At 69.6% G+C, this 20475-nt stretch carries 17 protein-coding genes and 1 rRNA gene; 8 read left to right on the forward strand and 10 right to left on the reverse strand.

Going from position 1 to position 20475, the window contains the following annotated elements:
• Nucleotides 1-69: 69 nt before the first annotated feature.
• Nucleotides 70-507 carry a MarR family winged helix-turn-helix transcriptional regulator gene (locus tag ACZ3H8_RS25115; RefSeq protein ID WP_467405402.1) on the reverse strand — a complete coding sequence of 146 codons (438 nt, stop codon included), beginning with the start codon at nucleotides 505-507 and terminating at the stop codon, nucleotides 70-72.
• 80 nt (nucleotides 508-587) lie between these two features.
• Here ACZ3H8_RS25115 and ACZ3H8_RS25120 point away from each other — a divergent pair, with 80 nt between their 5' ends.
• Nucleotides 588-1103 carry an SgcJ/EcaC family oxidoreductase gene (locus ACZ3H8_RS25120; RefSeq protein ID WP_467405405.1) on the forward strand — a complete coding sequence of 172 codons (516 nt, stop codon included), beginning with the start codon at nucleotides 588-590 and terminating at the stop codon, nucleotides 1101-1103.
• Between the two features lie 85 nt (nucleotides 1104-1188).
• On the opposite strand, the gene secA is transcribed toward ACZ3H8_RS25120, so the two are convergent.
• On the reverse strand, nucleotides 1189-4008 hold the full coding sequence (secA, locus tag ACZ3H8_RS25125; protein WP_467405407.1) for a preprotein translocase subunit SecA: 2820 nt from the start codon (nucleotides 4006-4008) through the stop codon (nucleotides 1189-1191).
• A 240-nt stretch (nucleotides 4009-4248) separates the two neighbouring features.
• On the opposite strand from secA, the gene ACZ3H8_RS25130 reads away from it, so the two are divergent.
• A complete protein-coding gene (locus ACZ3H8_RS25130) occupies nucleotides 4249-4824 on the forward strand; it encodes a GNAT family N-acetyltransferase (RefSeq protein ID WP_467405410.1) in 576 nt (191 codons plus the stop codon).
• A 168-nt stretch (nucleotides 4825-4992) separates the two neighbouring features.
• Entirely contained in the window at nucleotides 4993-6156 is a 1164-nt protein-coding gene (locus ACZ3H8_RS25135) for a winged helix-turn-helix domain-containing protein (RefSeq protein WP_467405412.1), read from the forward strand.
• A 20-nt stretch (nucleotides 6157-6176) separates the two neighbouring features.
• Here ACZ3H8_RS25135 and ACZ3H8_RS25140 read toward each other — a convergent pair whose 3' ends face one another.
• The 7 genes from ACZ3H8_RS25140 to mtnA all read right to left on the reverse strand — a co-directional run bounded on the left by ACZ3H8_RS25140 (nucleotide 6177) and on the right by mtnA (nucleotide 14669).
• Entirely contained in the window at nucleotides 6177-6932 is a 756-nt protein-coding gene (locus ACZ3H8_RS25140; RefSeq protein ID WP_467405415.1) for a response regulator, read from the reverse strand.
• 197 nt (nucleotides 6933-7129) lie between these two features.
• Nucleotides 7130-7819, reverse strand: coding sequence for a ribosome hibernation-promoting factor, HPF/YfiA family (gene hpf, locus ACZ3H8_RS25145; protein ID WP_307663078.1), 690 nt, complete (start codon nucleotides 7817-7819; stop codon nucleotides 7130-7132).
• Nucleotides 7820-8160: 341 nt separating this feature from the next.
• A complete protein-coding gene (locus ACZ3H8_RS25150) occupies nucleotides 8161-8883 on the reverse strand; it encodes a ComF family protein (protein ID WP_467405417.1) in 723 nt (240 codons plus the stop codon).
• A gap of 80 nt (nucleotides 8884-8963) precedes the next feature.
• Nucleotides 8964-10814: an LpqB family beta-propeller domain-containing protein gene (locus ACZ3H8_RS25155; protein ID WP_467405419.1), complete on the reverse strand. Its 1851-nt coding sequence runs from the start codon at nucleotides 10812-10814 to the stop codon at nucleotides 8964-8966.
• Nucleotides 10804-12825, reverse strand: a complete 2022-nt coding sequence (gene mtrB / locus ACZ3H8_RS25160) for an MtrAB system histidine kinase MtrB (RefSeq protein WP_467405420.1) — start codon at nucleotides 12823-12825, stop codon at nucleotides 10804-10806. The genes ACZ3H8_RS25155 and mtrB overlap by 11 nt, the downstream gene beginning before the upstream one ends.
• 1 nt (nucleotide 12826) lies before the next feature.
• On the reverse strand, nucleotides 12827-13516 hold the full coding sequence (mtrA, locus tag ACZ3H8_RS25165) for an MtrAB system response regulator MtrA (protein WP_205375139.1): 690 nt from the start codon (nucleotides 13514-13516) through the stop codon (nucleotides 12827-12829).
• Between the two features lie 4 nt (nucleotides 13517-13520).
• Entirely contained in the window at nucleotides 13521-14669 is a 1149-nt protein-coding gene (gene mtnA / locus ACZ3H8_RS25170) for an S-methyl-5-thioribose-1-phosphate isomerase (protein ID WP_467405424.1), read from the reverse strand.
• Between the two features lie 182 nt (nucleotides 14670-14851).
• Between mtnA and ACZ3H8_RS25175 the strand changes: the two genes are divergently transcribed.
• Genes ACZ3H8_RS25175 through ACZ3H8_RS25195 form a run of 5 tightly spaced genes read left to right on the forward strand, consistent with a single transcriptional unit; the run spans nucleotide 14852 to nucleotide 20285 of the window.
• Nucleotides 14852-16093: a DUF7847 domain-containing protein gene (locus ACZ3H8_RS25175; protein ID WP_467405425.1), complete on the forward strand. Its 1242-nt coding sequence runs from the start codon at nucleotides 14852-14854 to the stop codon at nucleotides 16091-16093.
• Nucleotides 16094-16097: 4 nt separating this feature from the next.
• Nucleotides 16098-16787 carry a DUF4129 domain-containing protein gene (locus tag ACZ3H8_RS25180; RefSeq protein WP_467405428.1) on the forward strand — a complete coding sequence of 230 codons (690 nt, stop codon included), beginning with the start codon at nucleotides 16098-16100 and terminating at the stop codon, nucleotides 16785-16787.
• A complete protein-coding gene (locus ACZ3H8_RS25185; RefSeq protein ID WP_467405429.1) occupies nucleotides 16784-17983 on the forward strand; it encodes a DUF4350 domain-containing protein in 1200 nt (399 codons plus the stop codon). The genes ACZ3H8_RS25180 and ACZ3H8_RS25185 overlap by 4 nt, the downstream gene beginning before the upstream one ends.
• On the forward strand, nucleotides 17980-18963 hold the full coding sequence (locus tag ACZ3H8_RS25190) for an AAA family ATPase (RefSeq protein WP_398989763.1): 984 nt from the start codon (nucleotides 17980-17982) through the stop codon (nucleotides 18961-18963). The genes ACZ3H8_RS25185 and ACZ3H8_RS25190 overlap by 4 nt, the downstream gene beginning before the upstream one ends.
• Before the next feature lie 11 nt (nucleotides 18964-18974).
• Nucleotides 18975-20285 (forward strand): DUF58 domain-containing protein, encoded by a 1311-nt coding sequence (locus tag ACZ3H8_RS25195; RefSeq protein ID WP_467405432.1) that lies wholly within the window; start codon nucleotides 18975-18977, stop codon nucleotides 20283-20285.
• Between the two features lie 98 nt (nucleotides 20286-20383).
• On the opposite strand, the gene rrf is transcribed toward ACZ3H8_RS25195, so the two are convergent.
• Nucleotides 20384-20475 (reverse strand): 5S ribosomal RNA (gene rrf / locus ACZ3H8_RS25200); the annotation flags it as partial.

Consider the following 20475-nt stretch of genomic DNA (forward strand, 5'->3'; position numbering starts at 1 on the left):
CCGGCCAGGCAGCCCAGTCCGGCCGACGGCCGCGGCCCACACACCGCCGCCCCCCAACAAGCGCCGCACTCACTCCGCGGCCAGCCGCGCCGCCTGGATTTCCTGCACCTGCCGCGCCACCTGCAGGAAGTCCAGGATCGTGGCGAGCTGCTCCTCGTCGTAGCGGCTCAACGCCTCAGCCCCCGCGGCACCCACCGGCAGATAGACCTCCGCCTCGGCCGCACCCGCGGCCTCCGTGGCCGTGACCAGTACCCGCCGCCGGTTGGCCGCGTCGCGCGTACGGGCGACCAGGCCGGCCCGCTCCAGGCGGTCGATGACCGTCGTCGTCGCTGCCGGACTGAGCTTCAGCGCGGTGCTCAGCTCACCGGCCGACAGCGGCCCCTTGCCCAGCACCAGGTCGAGACAGCGCAGGTCGGTGCGGTTCACCCCGAGCCGCGCGGCGGCCGCCTCGTCGAACGCGTCAAAGCTCTGCTGCAGCGACCGGAGCTGCTGAGCGACGCTCTCCACAAACGCTTCTTTCGACATTCGAATCTTTCTGATATCGTAAGTTTCGTTGATCGTAAGGATAGCACCAGGAGGGCAAAGCCATGGGTACCCAGCAGCACAAGAGCGACGGTCGCGTCGACGGGCACATCGAGGACCTCTTCCAGCGCTTCATGCAGACCTGGACCGACGGCGACGCGGTCGCCTTCGGCGCCTGCTTCACCGCGGACTCGGACTACGTCTCGTACGACGGCACACGAGCCGTGGGGCTCGCCGAGCACCAGGCCAACCACGACAAGCTGTTCCGCGGGGTGCTCACCGGCTCCGCCCTCGTCGGCGAGATCGAGGCGATCCGCTACGTCACGCCCGACGTCGCGATCGTGTACGGCACCGCGTCCGTGCTCATGCCGTGGCGCTCCAAGCTCCCCAAGCGCCGCCTGTCGCGCCAGACGATCGTCGTCGTGAACACCGACGACGGCTGGCGGATCACCGCCATCCACAACGGCCGGGTGCGCCCCGTCACCGTCCCCGCACCCGACTCGATGCCGTCGAGGATGTCGCAGGCGATGACCCGGACCGCGCGCCGCCTCGGCCTGGGCCGCGCCACCGCCGGCCCCTGAGCGCAAAGAGAACGGAAAGAGAAACGGCCGGGGCCGGACACCGCAATGGATGTCCGGCCCCGGCCTTACGACTCTCGTACAGGCGCTACTTCTTGCGGCGGCGCCCGCCGCCCTTCTGCGCCTTGCGCCGCTCCGCCCGCGTCAGCCCGTCCGAATCCGACCGCGCAGGCTGCCCGTCGCTGTCGAAGTCGCCCTCGACGACACCGCCCTCCCCGTCCACCGTGGGCGCGGAGAAGTGCAGCCGGTCGGGCCGCTGCGGGGCGTCGAGCCCCTTCGCGCGGATCTCCGGACGGGACGCGCCCGCCGGAACCGCGTCCTCCTTGGCGAGCGAGGTCCGCTCCGCCGCGTCCTGCACCGGGACCTCCTCGACCTGCTGCTCGACCTGGACCTCCAGGTTGAACAGATAGCCGACGGACTCCTCCTTGATGCCCTCCATCATGGCGGTGAACATGTCGAAGCCCTCGCGCTGGTACTCCACCAGCGGGTCCTTCTGCGCCATGGCGCGCAGGCCGATGCCCTCCTGGAGATAGTCCATCTCGTAGAGGTGCTCGCGCCACTTGCGGTCCAGTACGGACAGCACCACGCGCCGCTCGAGCTCACGCATGATGTCCGAGCCGAGCTGCTTCTCGCGCTCGTCGTACTGCTCGTGGATGTCGTCCTTGATGGACTCGGCGATGAATTCGGCGGTGATCCCGGCCCGGTCGCCGGCCGCCTCCTCCAGCTCCTCGACGGTGGCCTTCACCGGGTAGAGCTGCTTGAACGCGCCCCACAGCCGGTCCAGGTCCCACTCCTCCGCGAAGCCCTCGACGGTCTCCGCCTGGATGTACGCGTCGATGGTGTCGTCCATGAAGTGGCGCACCTGCTCGTGCAGGTCCTCGCCCTCCAGGACGCGGCGGCGCTCGGCGTAGATGACCTCGCGCTGCCGGTTGAGGACCTCGTCGTACTTCAGGACGTTCTTACGCGTCTCGAAGTTCTGCTGCTCGACCTGCGACTGGGCCGACGCGATCGCGCGCGTGACCATCTTGTTCTCGATCGGCACGTCGTCGGGGACGTTGGCCATCGACATCACGCGCTCGACCATCTGCGCCTTGAACAGCCGCATCAGGTCGTCACCCAGGGAGAGGTAGAAGCGGGACTCGCCCGGGTCGCCCTGACGGCCTGAGCGACCGCGCAGCTGGTTGTCGATACGCCGTGACTCGTGCCGCTCGGTGCCCAGCACATAGAGCCCGCCGAGGTCGGTCACCTCGTCGTGCTCGGCCCTGACGGCCTCCTCGGCGCGCTCCAGCGCGGCGGGCAGGGCCGCGGCCCACTCCTCGACATGCTCGACCGGGTCCAGGCCGCGCTGGCGCAGCTCCGCCTCTGCGAGGTCGTCGGGGTTGCCGCCGAGCTTGATGTCGGTACCACGTCCGGCCATGTTCGTCGCGACCGTGACCGCGCCCTTGCGGCCGGCCTGGGCGACGATCGTCGCCTCCCGGTCGTGCTGCTTGGCGTTGAGGACCTCGTGCTGGACGCCTCGCTTGTTGAGCTGCTGCGAGAGGTACTCGGACTTCTCGACCGAGGTGGTGCCGACCAGGATCGGCTGGCCCTTCTCGTGCTTCTCGACGATGTCGTCGACAACGGCCGAGAACTTGGCGACCTCGGTGCGGTAGATCAGGTCGGACTGGTCCTTACGGACCATCGGCCTGTTCGTCGGGATCGGCACGACGCCCAGCTTGTAGATCTGGTGGAACTCGGCGGCCTCGGTCATCGCCGTACCGGTCATGCCGGAGAGCTTGCCGTAGAGGCGGAAGAAGTTCTGCAGGGTGATCGTGGCGAGGGTCTGGTTCTCGTCCTTGATGTCCACCCCTTCCTTCGCCTCGATCGCCTGGTGCATGCCCTCGTTGTAGCGGCGGCCGGCGAGGATACGGCCGGTGTGCTCGTCGACGATCATGACTTCGCCGTCGATGACGACGTAGTCCTTGTCCTTCTTGAAGAGTTCCTTGGCCTTGATCGCGTTGTTCAGGTACCCGACGAGCGGGGTGTTCACCGACTCGTAGAGGTTGTCGATGCCCAGCCAGTCCTCGACCTTCGCGACACCCGGCTCATGGATGGCGACGGTCCGCTTCTTCTCGTCGACCTCGTAGTCGCCGGTCTCCTCGATGCCCTTGAGCGTGTTGCCCGCCTCGCCCTTGGTCAGGCGCGTGACCAGCTTGGCGAAGTCGCCGTACCACTTGGTGGCCTGGTCGGCGGGGCCGGAGATGATCAGCGGCGTACGGGCCTCGTCGACGAGGATCGAGTCCACCTCGTCGACGATGGCGTAGTTGTGGCCGCGCTGGACGAGCTCGTCCTTGGACCAAGCCATGTTGTCGCGCAGGTAGTCGAAGCCGAACTCGTTGTTCGTGCCGTACGTAATGTCGCAGTTGTACTGTTCGCGACGTTGCGCCGGAGTCATGTTGGCGAGGATGCAGCCGACGCTCAGGCCCAGGAACTTGTGGACGCGGCCCATCATCTCGGAGTCGCGCTCGGCCAGATAGTCATTCACCGTGATCAGGTGGACGCCCTTGCCCGAGAGGGCGTTGAGGTACGCGGGCAGCGTGCCGACGAGGGTCTTGCCCTCACCGGTCTTCATCTCGGCGACGTGTCCGAGGTGCAGCGCGGCGCCGCCCATCATCTGTACGTCGTAGTGGCGCTGGCCGAGGACGCGCTTGGCGGCCTCGCGGACGGTCGCGAACGCCTCGGGGAGCAGGTCGTCCAGACTTTCGCCGTCGGCGTAGCGCTCCTTGTATTCGTCTGTGAGCGCCCGCAACTCGGCGTCGGAGAGGTTGACGAAGTCCTCTTCGATGGAGTTGACCTGGTCCGCGATGCGGTGCAGTTTGCGCAGGATCTTGCCTTCGCCTGCACGCATGAGCTTGTTGAAGACGGACACTGAGGTTGGTCTCCTTGCCAATCGGGCCTGGCACTGGGTCGTGTTATGGACACTGGCGCGGGCACGGCAGGTGGGCCCCACCGCAACGGCCATCGTAAGCGAGGACCCCACCAGGTCGGGAGGTCCGCCGTCAGCCAGGCCTGCTGTCATCCGCAAATAGAACGCGCGGGACGCGTGGAAGGTGCCGGTGAGGTACGAAAAGTGCTCGCTTCCCTCCGCGGACCTGACAAGAATCCGGCTATGGAGCCGATCACCCTGACCACCGAGCGCCTGCTGCTGCGCACGTTCACGACCGACGACACGGAGGCGGTGTATCAGGCCTGCCAGGATCCCGACATCCAACGGTGGACGACGGTTCCCTCGCCTTACGAGCGGCAGCACGCGGCCGACTTCACCGGGCAGATGGTGCCGGACGGCTGGCACTCGGGCACGATGTGCACCTTCGCGGTGCTGCCGCGCGCGGGCGGCCCGCTGATGGCGTCGGTCGCGGTGACCCTGCGCACTTTGTCGGGCACCTGGGAGATCGGCTTCTGGACGGCCAAGGAGCACCGGGGGCGCGGCATCATGGCGGAGACCGTGGGCTCCGTGGCGCACTGGGCCTTCGCCAGGCTGGGCGCGACGCGCCTCGAGTGGCGGGCGGAGGTGGGCAACGCGGGCTCGCGGGCCGTCGCCGAGAAGACCGGCTTCGTCGTCGAGGGGGCGCTGCGCGCCGCCCTGCTCAACAAGGACACCCTCAGGGACACCTGGGTGGGCGCGCTGCTCCCGTCCGACCTGGGACTGACGAGCACCCATCCGTATCTCCCGACCCGGAGCTGACGGGAGGCGGAGATGACGGGACGGGGAGATGACGGGACGGGGAGATGACGGGACGGGGATGACAGGGCGAGGCCTGGCCTGCCGATGCCTGGCAGGGCCTGGCCTGGCGGCCGGGGCCGGTTGTCCGCGCGGGGCCGATTGTCAGTGCCGCCGTCTAGGGTGCCGACCATGACCCCTGTGCCGCGGCCCGCTGCCGAACTGTCCGCCGACGAAGCCCGCCGCATAGCTCTGCGCGCCCAAGGGTTCCTGGGCGCGCCCGACAGGCGGGCCGGGGTGCGGGGCGTGCTGCGGCACCTCGGCGCCGTACAGCTGGACACGATCTCGGTGCTGGCGCGCTCGCACGAGCTGATTCCGTACGCCCGGCTCGGCGCGGTCGGCCGCAGGACGGTGGAGGACGCGTACTGGACCGAGGGGCACAGCTTCGAGTACTGGTCGCACGCGGCCTGCATCCTGCCCGTCGAGGAATGGCCGCACTTCGCCTTCCGCCGCCGCGCCTACCGCGCCCGCCCGCACTGGAACCACGACCTCCCGGACGGTACGTACGACACGGTCGTCAAGCAGCTGCGCGCCGAAGGCCCGCTCACCTCGACGGAGTTGGGCGGCGCGAACAACGGCGGGGAGTGGTGGGACTGGTCGGCCTCGAAGGTCGCCGTCGAGCGCGCGCTGATGTACGGCGAGGTGGTGTGCACCGAGCGGCGCAGCTGGAAGCGGGTGTACGACCTCGCCGAGCGGGCCATCCCCGACGATTTGCTGCACGACGAGCTCGACGACACGGAGTGCATGCGCCGGCTCGTCCGGCTCGCGGGCGAGGCGCTCGGCGTCGGCACCCGCGCGGACATCGCGGACTACCACCGCCTCAAGGGCGAGCAGTTCGACGCGGTGGTCGCGGACTCCGGGCTGGTGCCGGTGACGGTCGAGGGCTGGTCCAAGCCCGCCTGGGCGGACCCGCAGGCGCTGGCCTCCGAGCCGCGCGGCCGGCATCGTACGACCCTGCTCTCGCCGTTCGACTCGCTCATCTGGGAACGGGCGCGCACCGAGCGGATCTTCGGCTTCACGCACCGCCTCGAGGCATACGTCCCCAAGCCCAAGCGGGTGTACGGCTACTTCGCGATGCCGCTGCTGTCGGGCGGAAAGCTGCTGGGCCGCGTCGACCCGGCCCGCGAGGGCTCGACGCTGGTGGCACGCCAGGTGTCCCTGCGCGCCGCGAAGTCGGTGGCACCCATGGCGCAGGCGCTGCGCGAGGCGGCGGAGTGGGTCGGCTGCGATTCTGTACGCATCGAACGGGTCGACCGCCCCGAACTCACCGCGGACCTCGTCCGGGCCGTTTCCTGACCCTTGCCCGCTGTTGACCGCTACCGGATCTCGAGGATCTTTTCCCGCATCGCGTAGACCACGGCCTCCATCCTGGAGTGCAGCTGCAGCTTCTCCAGGATGTTGCGGACGTGGTTCTTCACGGTGTTCTCGGAAATGAACAACTCCTTGGCGATGTCGCGGTTGTTCATCCCCGTGGCGACGAGCTTGAGCACCTCCAGCTCCCGTTCGGTGAGCCGGGGCGCGGGCACAAGTCTGCGCTCGTCGGTGCGCTGGATCATCGACTTGAACTCGGTGAGCAGCTTGGACGCCATGGACGGGCTGATCTGCGACTGCCCGTCCGCCACCGCGCGGATCGCCGTGGCCACCTCGTCGGTGGAGATCTCCTTGAGGAGATATCCCGTGGCGCCCGCCTTGATCGCGTCGTAGAGGTCGGCCTCCTCGTCGCTGATCGTCAACATGATGATCTTCGCGCTGGGGGCCACCTCCTTGATGGACGTACAGGCCTCGATGCCACCGCGCTTGGGCATCCGCACATCCATCAGCACGATGTCAGGCAGCAGATCGGCCGCCTTGTCGACGGCCTCCGCGCCGTCGGCCGCCTCGCCGACGACCTGGATGTCCTCCTCCTGAGCGAGGACGATCTCCAGCCCGCGCCGGAACAGGGCGTGGTCGTCCACGACCAGGACCCGGATCGGCTCCTTGCGGGAGCTGCCGTGGTCCGCGTCGGCAGCGACGACTGGGGCACCGGCGTGGTCCGCGTCGTCGTCGCGAACCGGCCCGAAGCTGTCCGCCATCGTTCCTCCCCCTGAGGCCGTGGCCTGAAGATCACGTGTGGTCAGCCAACGTCAGTGCACAGCACACCGGTTGGCTTGCGAGAGGCCATGCTTTCATGCCCGGACGAAAGAGCGGTGATCCAGTGGTCGCACGGTGGTGCCCCTGGGGGCGCACGGGGCGCTCCAGGGGCACCACCTACCTGCTGTGGCGGCCGTCGTCAGCCGCCGAGTGCACCTCCGGCGCCGCCCGCCTCGGATCCCGCCAGCGGGTCGGTCTCCAGGTGGATGACGCCATAGTCGTAAGCGTGCCGCCGGTAGACGACACTGGGCTGCTTCGTCTCGGAGTCGACGAAGAGGTAGAAGTCGTGCCCGACCAGCTCCATCTCGTAGAGCGCCTGGTCGAGCGTCATCGGTGCTGCGGTGTGGACCTTCTCGCGGACCACCAGCGGTCCCTCGCCCTGGATTTCGAGCGAACCGATCCTGGTGGTGGGAATGGATTCCGACGCCTCTTCGGCGTGCGGCCGGCCATTGGCGTTCAACTCGGCGACGCCGGGAACGACATCAGCCACTTCGGACGCCGAAATGCGGCCGTTGCCACGGCGGTTGTGGCGCTTCTCATGCTGCTTGCGCAGCCGCGCCTCCAGCTTGCCGGTAGCGAGGTCGAGTGCTGCGTACGGGTCGCCGGCCGCCGCCTCCGCCCGGATAACCGGGCCTCGGGAGTGGAGAGTGATCTCCACTCGGTCGGAACGGTCGGCCTGCCGCGGGTTGTGCTCCTTGGACACCTCGACGTCCAGGCTGATCACCTTGCCGTCGAGCTTCTGGATCTTGTCCAGCTTCAGCTTCTCGGCCACGTGCTTGCGGAACCGCTCGGGCACCTCGGTCTTGCGGCCCTTGACGACGATGTCCACGCAGAACTCCGTTCCCGGATAGCCCCGCCCGCTCGCAGGCTGCGGAGCGTCTCCCTCTTGCACCAGACTCCGGTGATCACCGAAGCCTCGGACTTGGCGACTTTCACCTCCTCCTCCCCAGTCGACAAGATCCCCACCCCACCAACTTTCGAGGCTGGTATTTCCTCGAATCTCTGACCGAAAGCCCGGAAGCACGGCAGTACATTCGGTGAGGTACGGCGATCGCCATTCCTCACAACCGAACATAGCTCGATCGGAGCGCTGTCGGCACCCGCTACCAGCGCGTACCTCCGTTCAGGGGTATTTCTCCTCTCACTACCTGCAACGTTCCGACTACTCTGTCAGTTCCGGTTCCGGAAAGAGAGTGGTGGGACCGCGACAACCGCTGCGCTCAGCTGCATGGGGCCGGGAAATCGCAGCCCGGCGGCCGCACGGAGCGCCCGCGCAGCCTCGACCAGCGACGCCCCCGTCGTCATGAGATCGTCCACCAGCACCGCCCGGCCGCCCTCCAGAAGCCGTCCGCCGCCGGCCGCGACCTCCAGGGCACCCGCCAGGTTCTCCACCCGTCCACGGGCCGTGAGGCCCGACTGGTCGGCCACTGCCCGCCACTGCCGCAGCACCGGGAGCGCCCTCGCCTCCGTCCCCGTACGCCGCAGCTCGCCCGCGGCGGCCAGAGCGATCCGCCGCGCCGCGTCGTGCCCCCGCTCTCTGACCGCTCGCCGCGCCGACGGCACCGGTACGAGCAACAGCGGCCCCGCTTCCCGGGCGGCCCGCGGCAGGCCGGCTCGCACCGCCCCGGCGAGCGCGACGCCCAGGGGCCGGGCCAGCCCCAGCGCGCCCCGCTCCTTGTGGGCCAGCAACACCGCGCGTACCGCATCGGCGTACGGTGCGGCGGCGTGCACCATCGGCAGGCCCGCGGGCTCCGGCACGGGCCTCGCCCGGCGCGCTGCCGTGCCGAACAGCGCCCACGCGCACTCCTCGCACAGTGGCGTACGCGGAGTGCCGCAGCCGCCGCAGTCGACCGGCAGCACCAGACCGGAGATTTCCCTCCACCAGCCCCGCATGACAACCACTCTGCCAACAGCTGGAGCGCCGTGCCACCCCTGTGGATAACTCTCCGTAAGTGGGGCCGCGCCGGGCGCGACTACCCCGGGTAGACCGGCGACGAGCCCTTCTTCACCAGCGTCTGCCAGTTGGCGCCGGCCGGGAGCCGCACGATGCCGTCGTCCTCGGAGTACGCCACCAGCGGGCGAGTCTCGTCGTCCCACGCCGCGACCGCCAAGACCCGGTTCAGCCCCGGCAGCACGCTCACGTCCGAACTCGAGCCGTCCGTCTGCATATAGCGCACCTGCTGCACCCCGCCGGACTCCTTGCCGACCACCACGAGCCTGCTGGGACCGGCCCAGGAAACGGCCGTCACCGTCTCCATCTGCGGTGCGGCAGGCCGCAGTTCCGCGACGGACACCACTGGGCTGCCCTTGGGGCCCGGGCGCTCCACTCGTCCGATCTTCAGCGTGGTCTTCCCGTCCTTCGTCAGCAGCAGCGCGATCCGCACACCGTCCGCGGACACCTTCAGCGCCTCGATGCGCGCGCCGTCCAGCCCGGGGATGATCTTGACGTTCTGGGGCGGGCCCGCGCCGTCCGCCAGACGCCACAGGGCCGGATGGTCGGGGTCGCGGTCCGCGACCCACAGATCGCCACGCCCGTCCCAGCTGGGGGCCGAAAGACGGTTGCCGGTGCTCTTGCCGACGCTCTTCACCACCGCGTCGCCCAGTTCGCTCTCCGCGGTTATGGACGACACGTACAGGCGGCTGTTGTCCTTCGAGACCGCCGCGGCGGTGTGCTCGTCGCGAGCCACCCCGACCATGCTCATGGGCAGCTGCCCATTGCCGAACGGCCCCGGCACGTTCTCCGGCTCGGTTACGTCCTTCGCTCCGCCCGCCAGCAGCGCCAGCCGGAACTTGTCGTCGACGAAGTACTGGTTGACCGGCCTGCCCGAGACGTGGTCCGTCGCGTAACCCTCCGCCTGACCGCTGTTGAGCACACACAGCTGCGAGCCGTTCGCACGCTGCAGCTCCACCTGCTCCACCCTGGTGGACGTCAGATCCTTCAGAGTGAACAGGATCTGCGCCGCCATCTTCATGCACTGCTGGCGGTCCACATTGGACGCCTTCTCATTGAGCGGCACCTTCAGCGCGTTGCGGTCGTCGAACGCGAGCGACTTGGTGCCCTCCTTCAGCGTCGTACCGGTCGGGAAGGGCGACGCGACCACTGGCTTCAGCCAGTTCGTCGGCCCGTCCAGCAGCGTCTTGACCGACTGCGTGACGGGATCCATCCGGGTCACCGGATCCAGCCGCTGCCGGATGTAGACCGGGTCGGCCACCAGGATGTTCCGCCCGGAGGCGAAGTAGTACTTGTTCACCGAGCGGTAGTTGCGCTGGAAGTCTGATGCGCCGAGCACCAGCCCGGGCGGCAGGTTGTCGATACGCCACTGCTTGCCGTCCGGACCGTTCTGCTGCGACAGATGAATGGTCCGGCGGTAGTCGGTGGGCGTGACCGGCTGATAGGCGTGCTGAGTATCCACCGTGGCGATCTGCTTGCCCAACAGCGGATAGTCGATACCCGGATTCTCCGCGTCGCCCGTGCTCGCCTGTCCCGCGTCGGGTGCGGCCGACAGCACCGTGGTGCCCGCCTCCGGCCGCCACTTCTGGGACGTCTCCGGCATCAGATACGTCCGCGCGGTTGCGAAATTGGCATCGTCGCTGGTCATCGCCTCCAGGAAGCCCGTGACGATCTCGTGGGGAGTGGCCCCCTTCCGCGGCGGCACCGCATACACCCGCACTTGCGAGTCCGCGCCCTGGGACGCCTTCACGGCGTGGATGTCACCGCTGTCGGGCATCGAGGCGCACCCGGCGATCAGCACACTGCCGCAGCCGAGCAGCGCCGACACGCGCAACGCGCCTCGGCGGCCGTTGCGACGGGAATCAGCGCCCACGAGTCGTGTCCTCCCGGTCCGAAGAAACCTGTGCCGCGGAGTCGTCCTGCCGCTCCCCCGCCTGACGCGCCACCACCCGGGCACCGCTGCCCGGCAGCGCCGCGGGATTCACGCCCGTCGGGCCCGTACGAGGCCGCACCGGAGCACGCGGCGGCCCGGGCAGGGGCAACCGGTCCGTCACCGGCTGAACGGGCACAGACGCCAGCAGGTGCCCGCTCACCTTCGGCTCTGCGGACAGGGCACGCTCCCTGTTCTGCCGCGAGTCCTCCGGCTCCAGCGGTATCGGCGAACCGCGCAGCGGCTCGTCCGCCGTACGCGGCAGGGTCAGCCGGAACTGCGAACCCCCGCCTGGCTCACCCCACGCCTGCAGCCAGCCGCCGTGCAGCCGGGCGTCCTCGACCGCGATGGACAGACCGAGACCGGTTCCGCCAGTGGTCCTGGCACGCGCCGGATCCGCCCGCCAGAAGCGGTTGAACACCCGGGTCGCCTCCCCGGGCTTCAGTCCCACGCCGTAGTCGCGCACGGCGACCGCGACGGCCCCGCCGGCCACTGCCATTCGCACCACCACGTCCCGGCCCTCGCCGTGCTCGACGGCGTTGACGACCAGGTTCCGCAGGACACGCTCCACACGCCGGGCGTCGGCCTCCGCCACGACCGGCTGCTCGTCGCCGATCACCCGTATCCGGCTGCCCTTGCGCTCGGCCAGCGGCTCGGCGCCGCCGATCACCCGCCGTACCACCTCGCGCAGATCTATCGGCTCGGCCTCCAGCGCCGCAGCTCCCGCGTCGAAGCGGCTGATCTCGAGCAGATCGGAGAGCAGCGACTCGAAGCGGTCGAGCTGATCCCCGAGCAGCTCGGCGGAGCGCGCCGTCACCGGGTCGAAGTCCTGCCGCGCCTCATGGATGACATCCGCTGCCATCCGGACGGTCGTCAGCGGCGTACGCAGCTCGTGCGAAACATCCGAGACGAACCGCCGCTGCATGCGGGAGAGCTCCTCCAGCTGCTGGATCTTGAGCTGGAGGTTCTGCGCCATCTTGTTGAATGCCTCGCCCAGTCTGGCGATGTCGTCCTCGCCGGTGACCTTCATCCGCTCCTGGAGGCGGCCCGCGGAGAGCCGCTCGGCGATCCCCGCGGCCATCCGTACGGGCGTGACAATCTGCCGCACCACCAGCCAGGCGATGGCTCCCAGCAGGACCACCACGAACAGTCCGGCCGTGGCGAGGGTCCCCCTGACCAGGCTGAGCGACTGCTCCTCCTGAGCCAGCGGGAAGAGGTAGTACAGCTCGTAGGGATTGCCCTCGATGTCGTTCAGCCGCGTACCGATGACCAGCCCGGGCTCCGGCTCGTGCTCATCGTTGTTGTACTTGATCCGGATGTACGTCTCGTACGTCCCGGTCCCCTGGTCGACGGCTTCCCGAAGTCCCTCGGGGATGCTCGCGAAGTCCACACTCCCCGAGGTCCGGGGCCCGCGGCTGGAACCCGCGTCCTCGGAGCCGGAACTCAGCGCCACCACGTTGAACGCGCCCTGACCACCACTGGCCAGTTGCTCCACCAGGTCGGACCGCCAGGAGCTCCGGGCGGTCCTGCCGTCCGTCGAGGCGCCGTCCTGCCCGCCGGGTCCAACCGGCGCGTTCGCCCTCTCCCGCGCCACCGCGAAGCCACCGGCCGCCTGACTCTGGGCCGCCTTCCCCTTGGCGTCGAGCAGACCGTTACGCACCTGCCCAATGACGACAAGGCCGAGCAGCAGCACCACACCGAGCGACATCAGCAGTGTGCCCGCGACCACCCTGAGCTGGATGTTCCGCCGCCACAGCCGGACGGCCGGCAGCAGCGGACGGCGCACCCAGCGCATGGCGAGCCGGAGAATCGGGCCGCCGGGCGCACTGTCCTGGGGCAGCCGTCCGCCATGGAGCAGGCGGCCGAATCGCGAAGGCTCACGCCCCGGTCCGGCAGCCCGCCCCGTACGGACTCCCGGCTCCCCGGGCTTCGGAGCAACACTGCCTCGGGACATGTCAGCTCGGCCCGGCCTTGTAACCGACACCACGGACGGTCACCACAATCTCCGGGCGCTCAGGGTCCTTCTCGACCTTGGAACGCAACCGCTGTACATGCACATTGACCAGCCTCGTGTCCGCGGCGTGGCGGTAGCCCCACACCTGCTCCAGCAGCACCTCGCGGGTGAACACCTGCCAGGGCTTGCGGGCGAGCGCGACAAGCAGGTCGAACTCGAGCGGGGTCAGGGCGATCGACTGCCCGTCCCGCTTCACGGAGTGACCGGCCACATCGATGACCAGATCCCCGATCGCCAGCTGCTCCGGCGCCGGCTCCTCGGACCTCCTCAGCCGCGCCCGGATCCGGGCGACCAGCTCTTTCGGCTTGAACGGCTTGACGATGTAGTCATCGGCCCCGGACTCCAGGCCGACCACCACATCCACGGTGTCACTCTTGGCCGTGAGCATCACGATCGGCACGCCGGACTCGGCCCTGATCAGCCTGCACACCTCGATGCCGTCCCGTCCGGGCAGCATGAGATCCAGCAGTACAAGATCCGGCTTGGCCTCACGGAAAGCGGCAAGTGCCTTGTCGCCGTCCGCTACGAACGACGGCTCGAAACCTTCACCACGCAGCACAATCCCGAGCATCTCGGCCAGTGCGGTGTCGTCATCGACGACAAGGACTCGTCCCTTCATAATCGACATCATCCCATTAGCTAATCGTTACCTGGCGTGACCTGGCACACAGCTCCGCTATTCCACCCCCGGTGACCGGGGACAACGCTCCTTGCTCGGTGACTATCGCGGTCACCAGTTCCGGGGGTGTGACGTCGAACGCCGGGTTGTACGCCTGCGTTCCCAGCGGCGCCACCGGCAGCCCGCCGCCCACTCCTCCTCCGGCCGCCGCTATGTGCGGCGCGGTGACCTCCGTCACCTCCTGTCCAGGCCTTTGCTCCACCTCTATCGACGCCCCGTCCGGCGTGCTCAGGTCCATCGTCGTCGTCGGCGCGACCACGATGAACGGTACGTGGTGGTACTTCGCCAGCACTGCGAGCGGGTAACTCCCGACCTTGTTCGCCACCGAACCGTCGGCGGCGATCCGGTCGGCCCCGATCAGTACGGCATCCACCTCGCCCGCCGCAAAGAGCGACCCCGCGGCATTGTCCGTGAGCAATGTGTACGGCATTCCGCCGCGCGCCGCCTCATAGGCGGTCAGCCGGGAACCCTGCAGCAGCGGCCTTGTCTCGTCCACCCACAGCCGCCGCAGCCGCCCCGCGCGGTGCGCCGTGAGCGCCACGGCAAACGCGGTGCCCTCACCGCCCGAGACCAGCGCCCCGGTGTTGCAGTGGGTCAGGATCCGGTGACTGCCACCCGGCAGCAGCTCGTCGAGCAGCACCAGCCCGTGCTCAGCCATCCGGGCACTGGCCTCGGCATCCTCCCGGTGCAGCGCCTTGGCCGCGGCCAGCGCCGCCTGTCCCGCCTGCCCCGCGTCCGCCCCCTTCTCCGCCGCAGCCCGGTACGCGGCCGCCGCCTGCCGCACGCCGTATCCCAAGTTCACGGCGGTGGGCCGCGCCTGCTCCAGCAGCCCCACTGCCTCCTCCACGTCGTAGCCCCGCACGGCGGCGAGGGCCACACCATAGGCGCCCGCGATGCCCAGCAGCGGCGCCCCACGCACGGCGAGCGTCTGGATGGCCCGCACCAGGGCAGGCACATCGGTGCAGACGAGCTCGACCTCCTCGACAGGCAGCCGGGTCTGGTCGAGGAGGACCAGTACGGGCCCTTCCGGTGGCTCGTCCCAGCGCAGCGCAGGAAGCATGGGCGGCTCCGCACCGACCGGGTTTTGTACGTACTGATCAGCCATCCGCCCAGTCTGCCCGGTGAGGCACCGACAAAGAAGGTGCGAAGGAGATACAGGGGCCCGCCCACCAGCGTGCCACGCGTGGCACGATGGCAGCCAAGCTGCCATCCCGCTACGGGGACGGGCGCCGTGAACGTGCCGACTCGCCGAGTCGGCCCCATGACCAATCCATGAGGTGGACGACCGTGAACGACACTCCGGGCTGGGCCTCGCCCGGATCTGCTCCCTCCGACGGCCAGGACGGCGGCGTGCCCCGGCCCGCCGCGCCCGTCGACGAGAGCAGCCCCGCCTCGAAGTGGTCCAAGGAGCAGCCGCCCCCGGGACAGTGGTCCGCGCCGACCGCCCCGGGTGCCAACCGCGTCCCTGCGCCACCGCCACCGCCACCGCCACCGCCCGGCTGGGGCGGCGGTCAGCCGCGCGGCGGCTGGGGCCAGCCTCCGGCCGCCGCCAAGCCCGGCGTCATCCCGCTCCGTCCGCTGGGAGTCGGCGAGATCCTCGACGGCGCGGTGTCGACCCTGCGCGCTCACTGGCGAACGGTGCTGGGCATCACGATCACCGTCTCCGTGATCTCCGAGATCGGCAACATCCTCGTCGACCGCTACCTGCTCCCCGACCCGCCCGAGGTCTCCCCGGACGCGGACCCGTCGGAGGCTTTGAGGCAGTCGGTGGACTCGCTGCAGTCCAGCCTGCTCGCCATGGGCCCGGTGCTGATCATCACCCTGATCGCCACGCTCTTCACCACGGCGCTTCTCACCGTGGTGATCAGCCGCTCGGTGCTGGGCCGCCCGGTGACGCTCTCCGAGGCCTGGCACGAGGCGCGGCCCCGGCTCCCCCAACTGCTGGGGCTGACCCTGCTGTTGCCGCTCATGAGCGCCGGCATCATGACCGTGGCGATTCTGCCCGGCCTGCTGCTGGGCACCGGTGGGGGAATCGCACTTTCCGTACTCGCAGGCCTGGGGGCCTGCGTCGTGATCCTCTGGCTGATGATCCGGTTCGCCCTTGCCTCTCCCGCGCTCATGCTGGAGCGCCAGGGCGTCATCGCATCCCTGCGCCGCTCCGCCAAACTGGTCCAGGGCGCCTGGTGGCGGACCTTCGGCATCGTGGCGCTGACCCTGCTGCTGACGCTGCTTGTGTCGATGATCATTGCTGTGCCGTTCGGTCTGATCGCGTTCGCGGTGGACGGCAGCGGGTTCGGCGACCTGTTCGCCGGGACCACCCCTGACTTCGGCTGGCCGTTCCTGATCATCACGGGCATCGGCTCGGTGATCGCGTCCTCCATCACCTACCCGATCTCCGCAGGCGTGACCGTCCTCCTCTACATCGACCAGCGCATCCGCCGCGAGGCCCTCGACATCGAACTCGCACGGGCCGCGGGCGTCCCCGGCTACGGCTCCGAGCCCCCCGGCAACGCCCCCTCCAGGAGCTGATGCGGTGTCCACCACGGGGGGCGTGACAATGGCGCGGCTGCTGATCCGCGCGAACGACGACGTACCGGTGGACACTCCCCGCATCCCCGCCCGGGAGGCGGCGGAGCGGGAACTGTCCAAGCCGATGTACCACGAGAACGACCCGAGCCTGCTCCAGCGCGCGCTCAACCGCTTCTGGGACTGGATCGGCGGCATCTTCGACGCCGCGTCAGGCGCCGCCCCCGGCGGCCCGCTCGGTCTTCTCGTCGTCGCCCTGCTCGTCGTCGGCCTGATCGCCGCCCTCTGGTGGCGACTTGGCACACCCCGGAGCACCCCCGGAACCGCGGACTCCCTCTTCGACGACAGCCCCCGCAGCGCATCCGAACACCGCACCGCCGCCGAGGCCCACGCCGCCGCAGGACGGTGGAACCAAGCCGTCCAGGAACGCATGCGAGCAATCGTCCGCTCCCTCGAGGAACGAACGCTCCTCGAGCCGCGCCCCGGCCGTACCGCCGACGAAGCCGCCGCCGAAGCAGGCCGCTCCCTCCCCGACCACGCCGACGGACTCCGCACCTCCGCCAGGGATTTCGACGACGTCACATACGGCGGCCGCACCGCCGACCGGCAGGCGTATCTGCGCCTGCGTGACCTCGACCTCGACCTGGAGCGCGCCAAGCCCCAACTGAGCGGCGCGGCCCAAGGAGCAGCCGAATGACCGGGGCGCCCCTCAGCTCCACCTCCATGTCCCGCACCGGCCGCCAGGTGTGGACCCGCACCCGCGGCCTGCTGCTGGCGCTCGTCATCCTCGTCGCAGCCGGGATCGCCATGGCCGCCCTGCGCTCCGGGGACCAGCACGGCCGGCTCGACCCCCGCTCCGCCGACCCTGCCGGCAGCCGGGCCGTCGCCGAACTCCTCAAGGACCGCGGCGTTTCCACCCGCGTGGTCACCACCCTCGACGAGGCCACCACCGCGGCCGGCCCCGACACCACCCTTCTGGTCACCGCACCCGACCTTCTGACGGACCACCAGCAGGAGACCCTCCGCACCGCGACGGCCAACTCCGGCGGGCGCACCGTCCTCCTCTCCGCCGGCCCCGCCTCGCTCGACGCACTGGCCCCGGGCGTCGACAGCAAAACCCCTGCCCCCGTCTCGGCACGCACCCCTCAGTGCTCCCTCCCCGCCGCCCGCAGCGCCGGCAACGCCGACCTCGGCGGTGAGCGGTACTCCACCGACACGCCCAGCGCCGACAGTTGCTACCCGAGCGACGGCCTGCCCACCCTCCTCAGGATCGACGATCCCGGCAGTGGCGACACCGTCCTGCTCGGCTCCCCCGACATCCTGTACAACGACCGTCTGGACAAGCACGGCAACGCCTCCCTCGCCCTGCAACTCCTCGGCTCCCGCACCCATCTGGTCTGGTACCTCCCCTCGCTCAGTGACAGCTCCGCCGCCGAAGACAGCACCGACGGCGACACCGACAGCACGTTCCTCGATCTCGTCCCCTCCGGCTGGCTCTGGGGGACACTCCAACTCACCCTCGCCGCCGTCCTGACAGCCATCTGGCGCGGCCGTCGGCTGGGCCCCCTCGTCACCGAACGGCTTCCCGTAGCCATCCGCGCCTCCGAGTCCACCGAGGGCCGCGCCCGCCTCTACCGCAAGGTGAACGCCCGCGACCGCGCGGCATCGGCCCTGCGCTCCGCCACCCGCACCCGCCTTGCCCCGCTCCTCGGCGTCCCCCCGGCCGACGCGCACTCCGCCGCGGCCCTGATCCCAGCTGTCTCGGCCCATCTCGCCACCGGCGACCGGGATCTCAAGGCCCTGCTCTTCGGCCCGGTTCCGGCCAACGACATCGCACTCGTCCATCTGGCAGACCAACTCGACGCCCTCGAAAGAGAGGTACGCACTTCATGAGCGCCCCGACCCCCGAGACAGCTGAGAACTCGGACCGCGCCCGCACCTCCCTGGAGGCCCTGCGCACCGAGATCGCCAAGGCCGTGGTCGGCCAGGATCCCGCTGTCACCGGGCTCGTCGTGGCCCTGCTCTGCCGCGGCCATGTCCTCCTCGAAGGAGTACCGGGCGTCGCCAAGACGCTCCTGGTCCGCACCCTCGCGGCCTCCCTCGAACTCGACACCAAGCGCGTCCAGTTCACCCCCGACCTCATGCCCAGCGACGTCACCGGCTCTCTCGTCTACGACGCGCGCACCGCCGAGTTCTCCTTCCAGCCCGGTCCCGTCTTCACCAATCTCCTTCTCGCCGACGAGATCAACCGCACTCCGCCCAAGACCCAGTCCTCGCTCCTGGAAGCAATGGAGGAGCGTCAGGTCACAGTCGACGGCACCCCCCGCCCGCTGCCGGACCCCTTCCTGGTCGCCGCGACCCAGAACCCGGTCGAGTACGAGGGCACCTACCCCCTTCCCGAAGCCCAACTGGACCGGTTCCTCCTCAAACTGACGGTCCCTCTGCCGTCCCGCGAGGACGAGATCAACGTCCTGACCCGGCATGCCGAGGGCTTCAACCCGCGCGACCTCCAGGCTGCGGGCGTGCGTCCCGTCGCAGGCCCCGCCGACCTGGAAGCGGCCCGCGCTGCCGTCTCCAAGACCTCGGTCTCCGCCGAGATCGCGGGTTATGTCGTCGATATCTGCCGTGCCACGCGTGAATCCCCCTCACTCACCCTCGGTGTGTCTCCCCGAGGCGCCACAGCCCTGCTCTCCACCGCCCGCGCCTGGGCCTGGCTCACCGGCCGCGACTACGTCATCCCCGACGATGTGAAGGCCCTGGCCCTGCCCACCCTGCGCCACCGGATCCAGCTCCGGCCCGAAGCGGAGATGGAGGGAGTCACCGCCGACTCCGTCATCACCGCGATCCTCAGCCACGTCCCCGTCCCCCGCTGAGGCACTGACCCATGGCCCTCACCGGAAGAACCGCACTCCTCGCCGCTCTCGGCTCTCTCCCCGTGGGCATCCTGGCTCCGAGCTGGACCGGGATGCTCGCTGTGAATGCGCCTCTGTCACTAGCAATCTTGTGCGACTACGCCCTCGCGGCGCCAGTGCGAACGCTCCGATTCACCCGAAGTGGTGACACATCAGTTCGACTGGGTGACGCCGCCGAAGTCCAGCTGACCGTCACCAACCCGTCCAACCGCCGCCTACGCGCCCACCTCCGGGACGCCTGGCCCCCGAGCAGCTGGCTCACCGGCACCGAACAGGCCGCGTCCAGGCACAAGCTGACCGTCCCCGCAGGCGAACGCCGACGCATCACCACCGTCCTGCGCCCCACACGCCGCGGCGACCGCCAGGCCGACCGCGTCACGGTCCGCTCGTACGGACCTCTGGGCCTAGCCGCCCGCCAGGGCAACCACAAGGTCCCTTGGACCGTCCGCGTCCTGCCGCCCTTCACCAGCCGCAAGCACCTGCCATCCAGACTGGCCCGACTGCGCGAGCTCGACGGCCGCACCAGCGTCCTCATCCGCGGCCAGGGCACCGAGTTCGACAGCCTCCGCGACTACGTCCCCGGCGACGACACCCGCTCCATCGACTGGCGCGCCACAGCCCGCCAGACCACCGTCGCCGTACGCACCTGGCGCCCGGAACGCGACCGCCACATCCTCGTCGTACTCGACACCGGCCGCACCTCGGCCGGCCGAGTAGGGGATATCCCGCGCCTCGACGCGGCTATGGACGCAGCACTGCTCCTTACCGCGCTGGCCTCACGCGCCGGCGACCGTGTGGACCTGCTGGCCTACGACCGCCGCATCCGCGCCCAGGTCCAGGGCCGCTCAGCGGGCGACCTCCTGCCTGCCCTGGTCAACGCGCTCGCTCCCCTCGAACCCGAGCTCGTCGAAACCGACGCCCGCGGCCTCAGCGCCGCAGCGCTGAACAGTGCCCCACGCCGGTCACTGATCGTGCTGCTCACCAGCCTCGACGCCGCACCCATCGAAGAGGGCCTGCTCCCCGTTCTCCCCCTGCTCACAAAGCGCCACACGGTGCTTGTGGCATCGGTGGCCGACCCCCACATTCAGCAGATGTCCACCGCCCGAGGCACCATCGAGGATGTTTACGACGCCGCTGCCGGCACCCAGGCCCAGGCTCAGCGCCGCCGCACAGCAGAGCAGCTCCAACGCCACGGTGTCACTGTCGTCGATGCGACTCCTGACAACCTCGCGCCTGCCCTTGCAGACGCTTACCTCGCGCTAAAGGCTGCCGGCCGCCTCTGAGGGAGGCGGCCGGTATTGCTCTGAGGGAGGCGGTTGTATTGCCGCTGAACGCAGAAAAGCCCCGCACCAAAATGGTGCGGGGCTTTCCCACAATGATTGTTCGGCGGCGTCCTACTCTCCCACAGGGTCCCCCCTGCAGTACCATCGGCGCTGAAAGGCTTAGCTTCCGGGTTCGGAATGTAACCGGGCG

Source organism: Streptomyces sp. NPDC002868 (assembly GCF_055563295.1).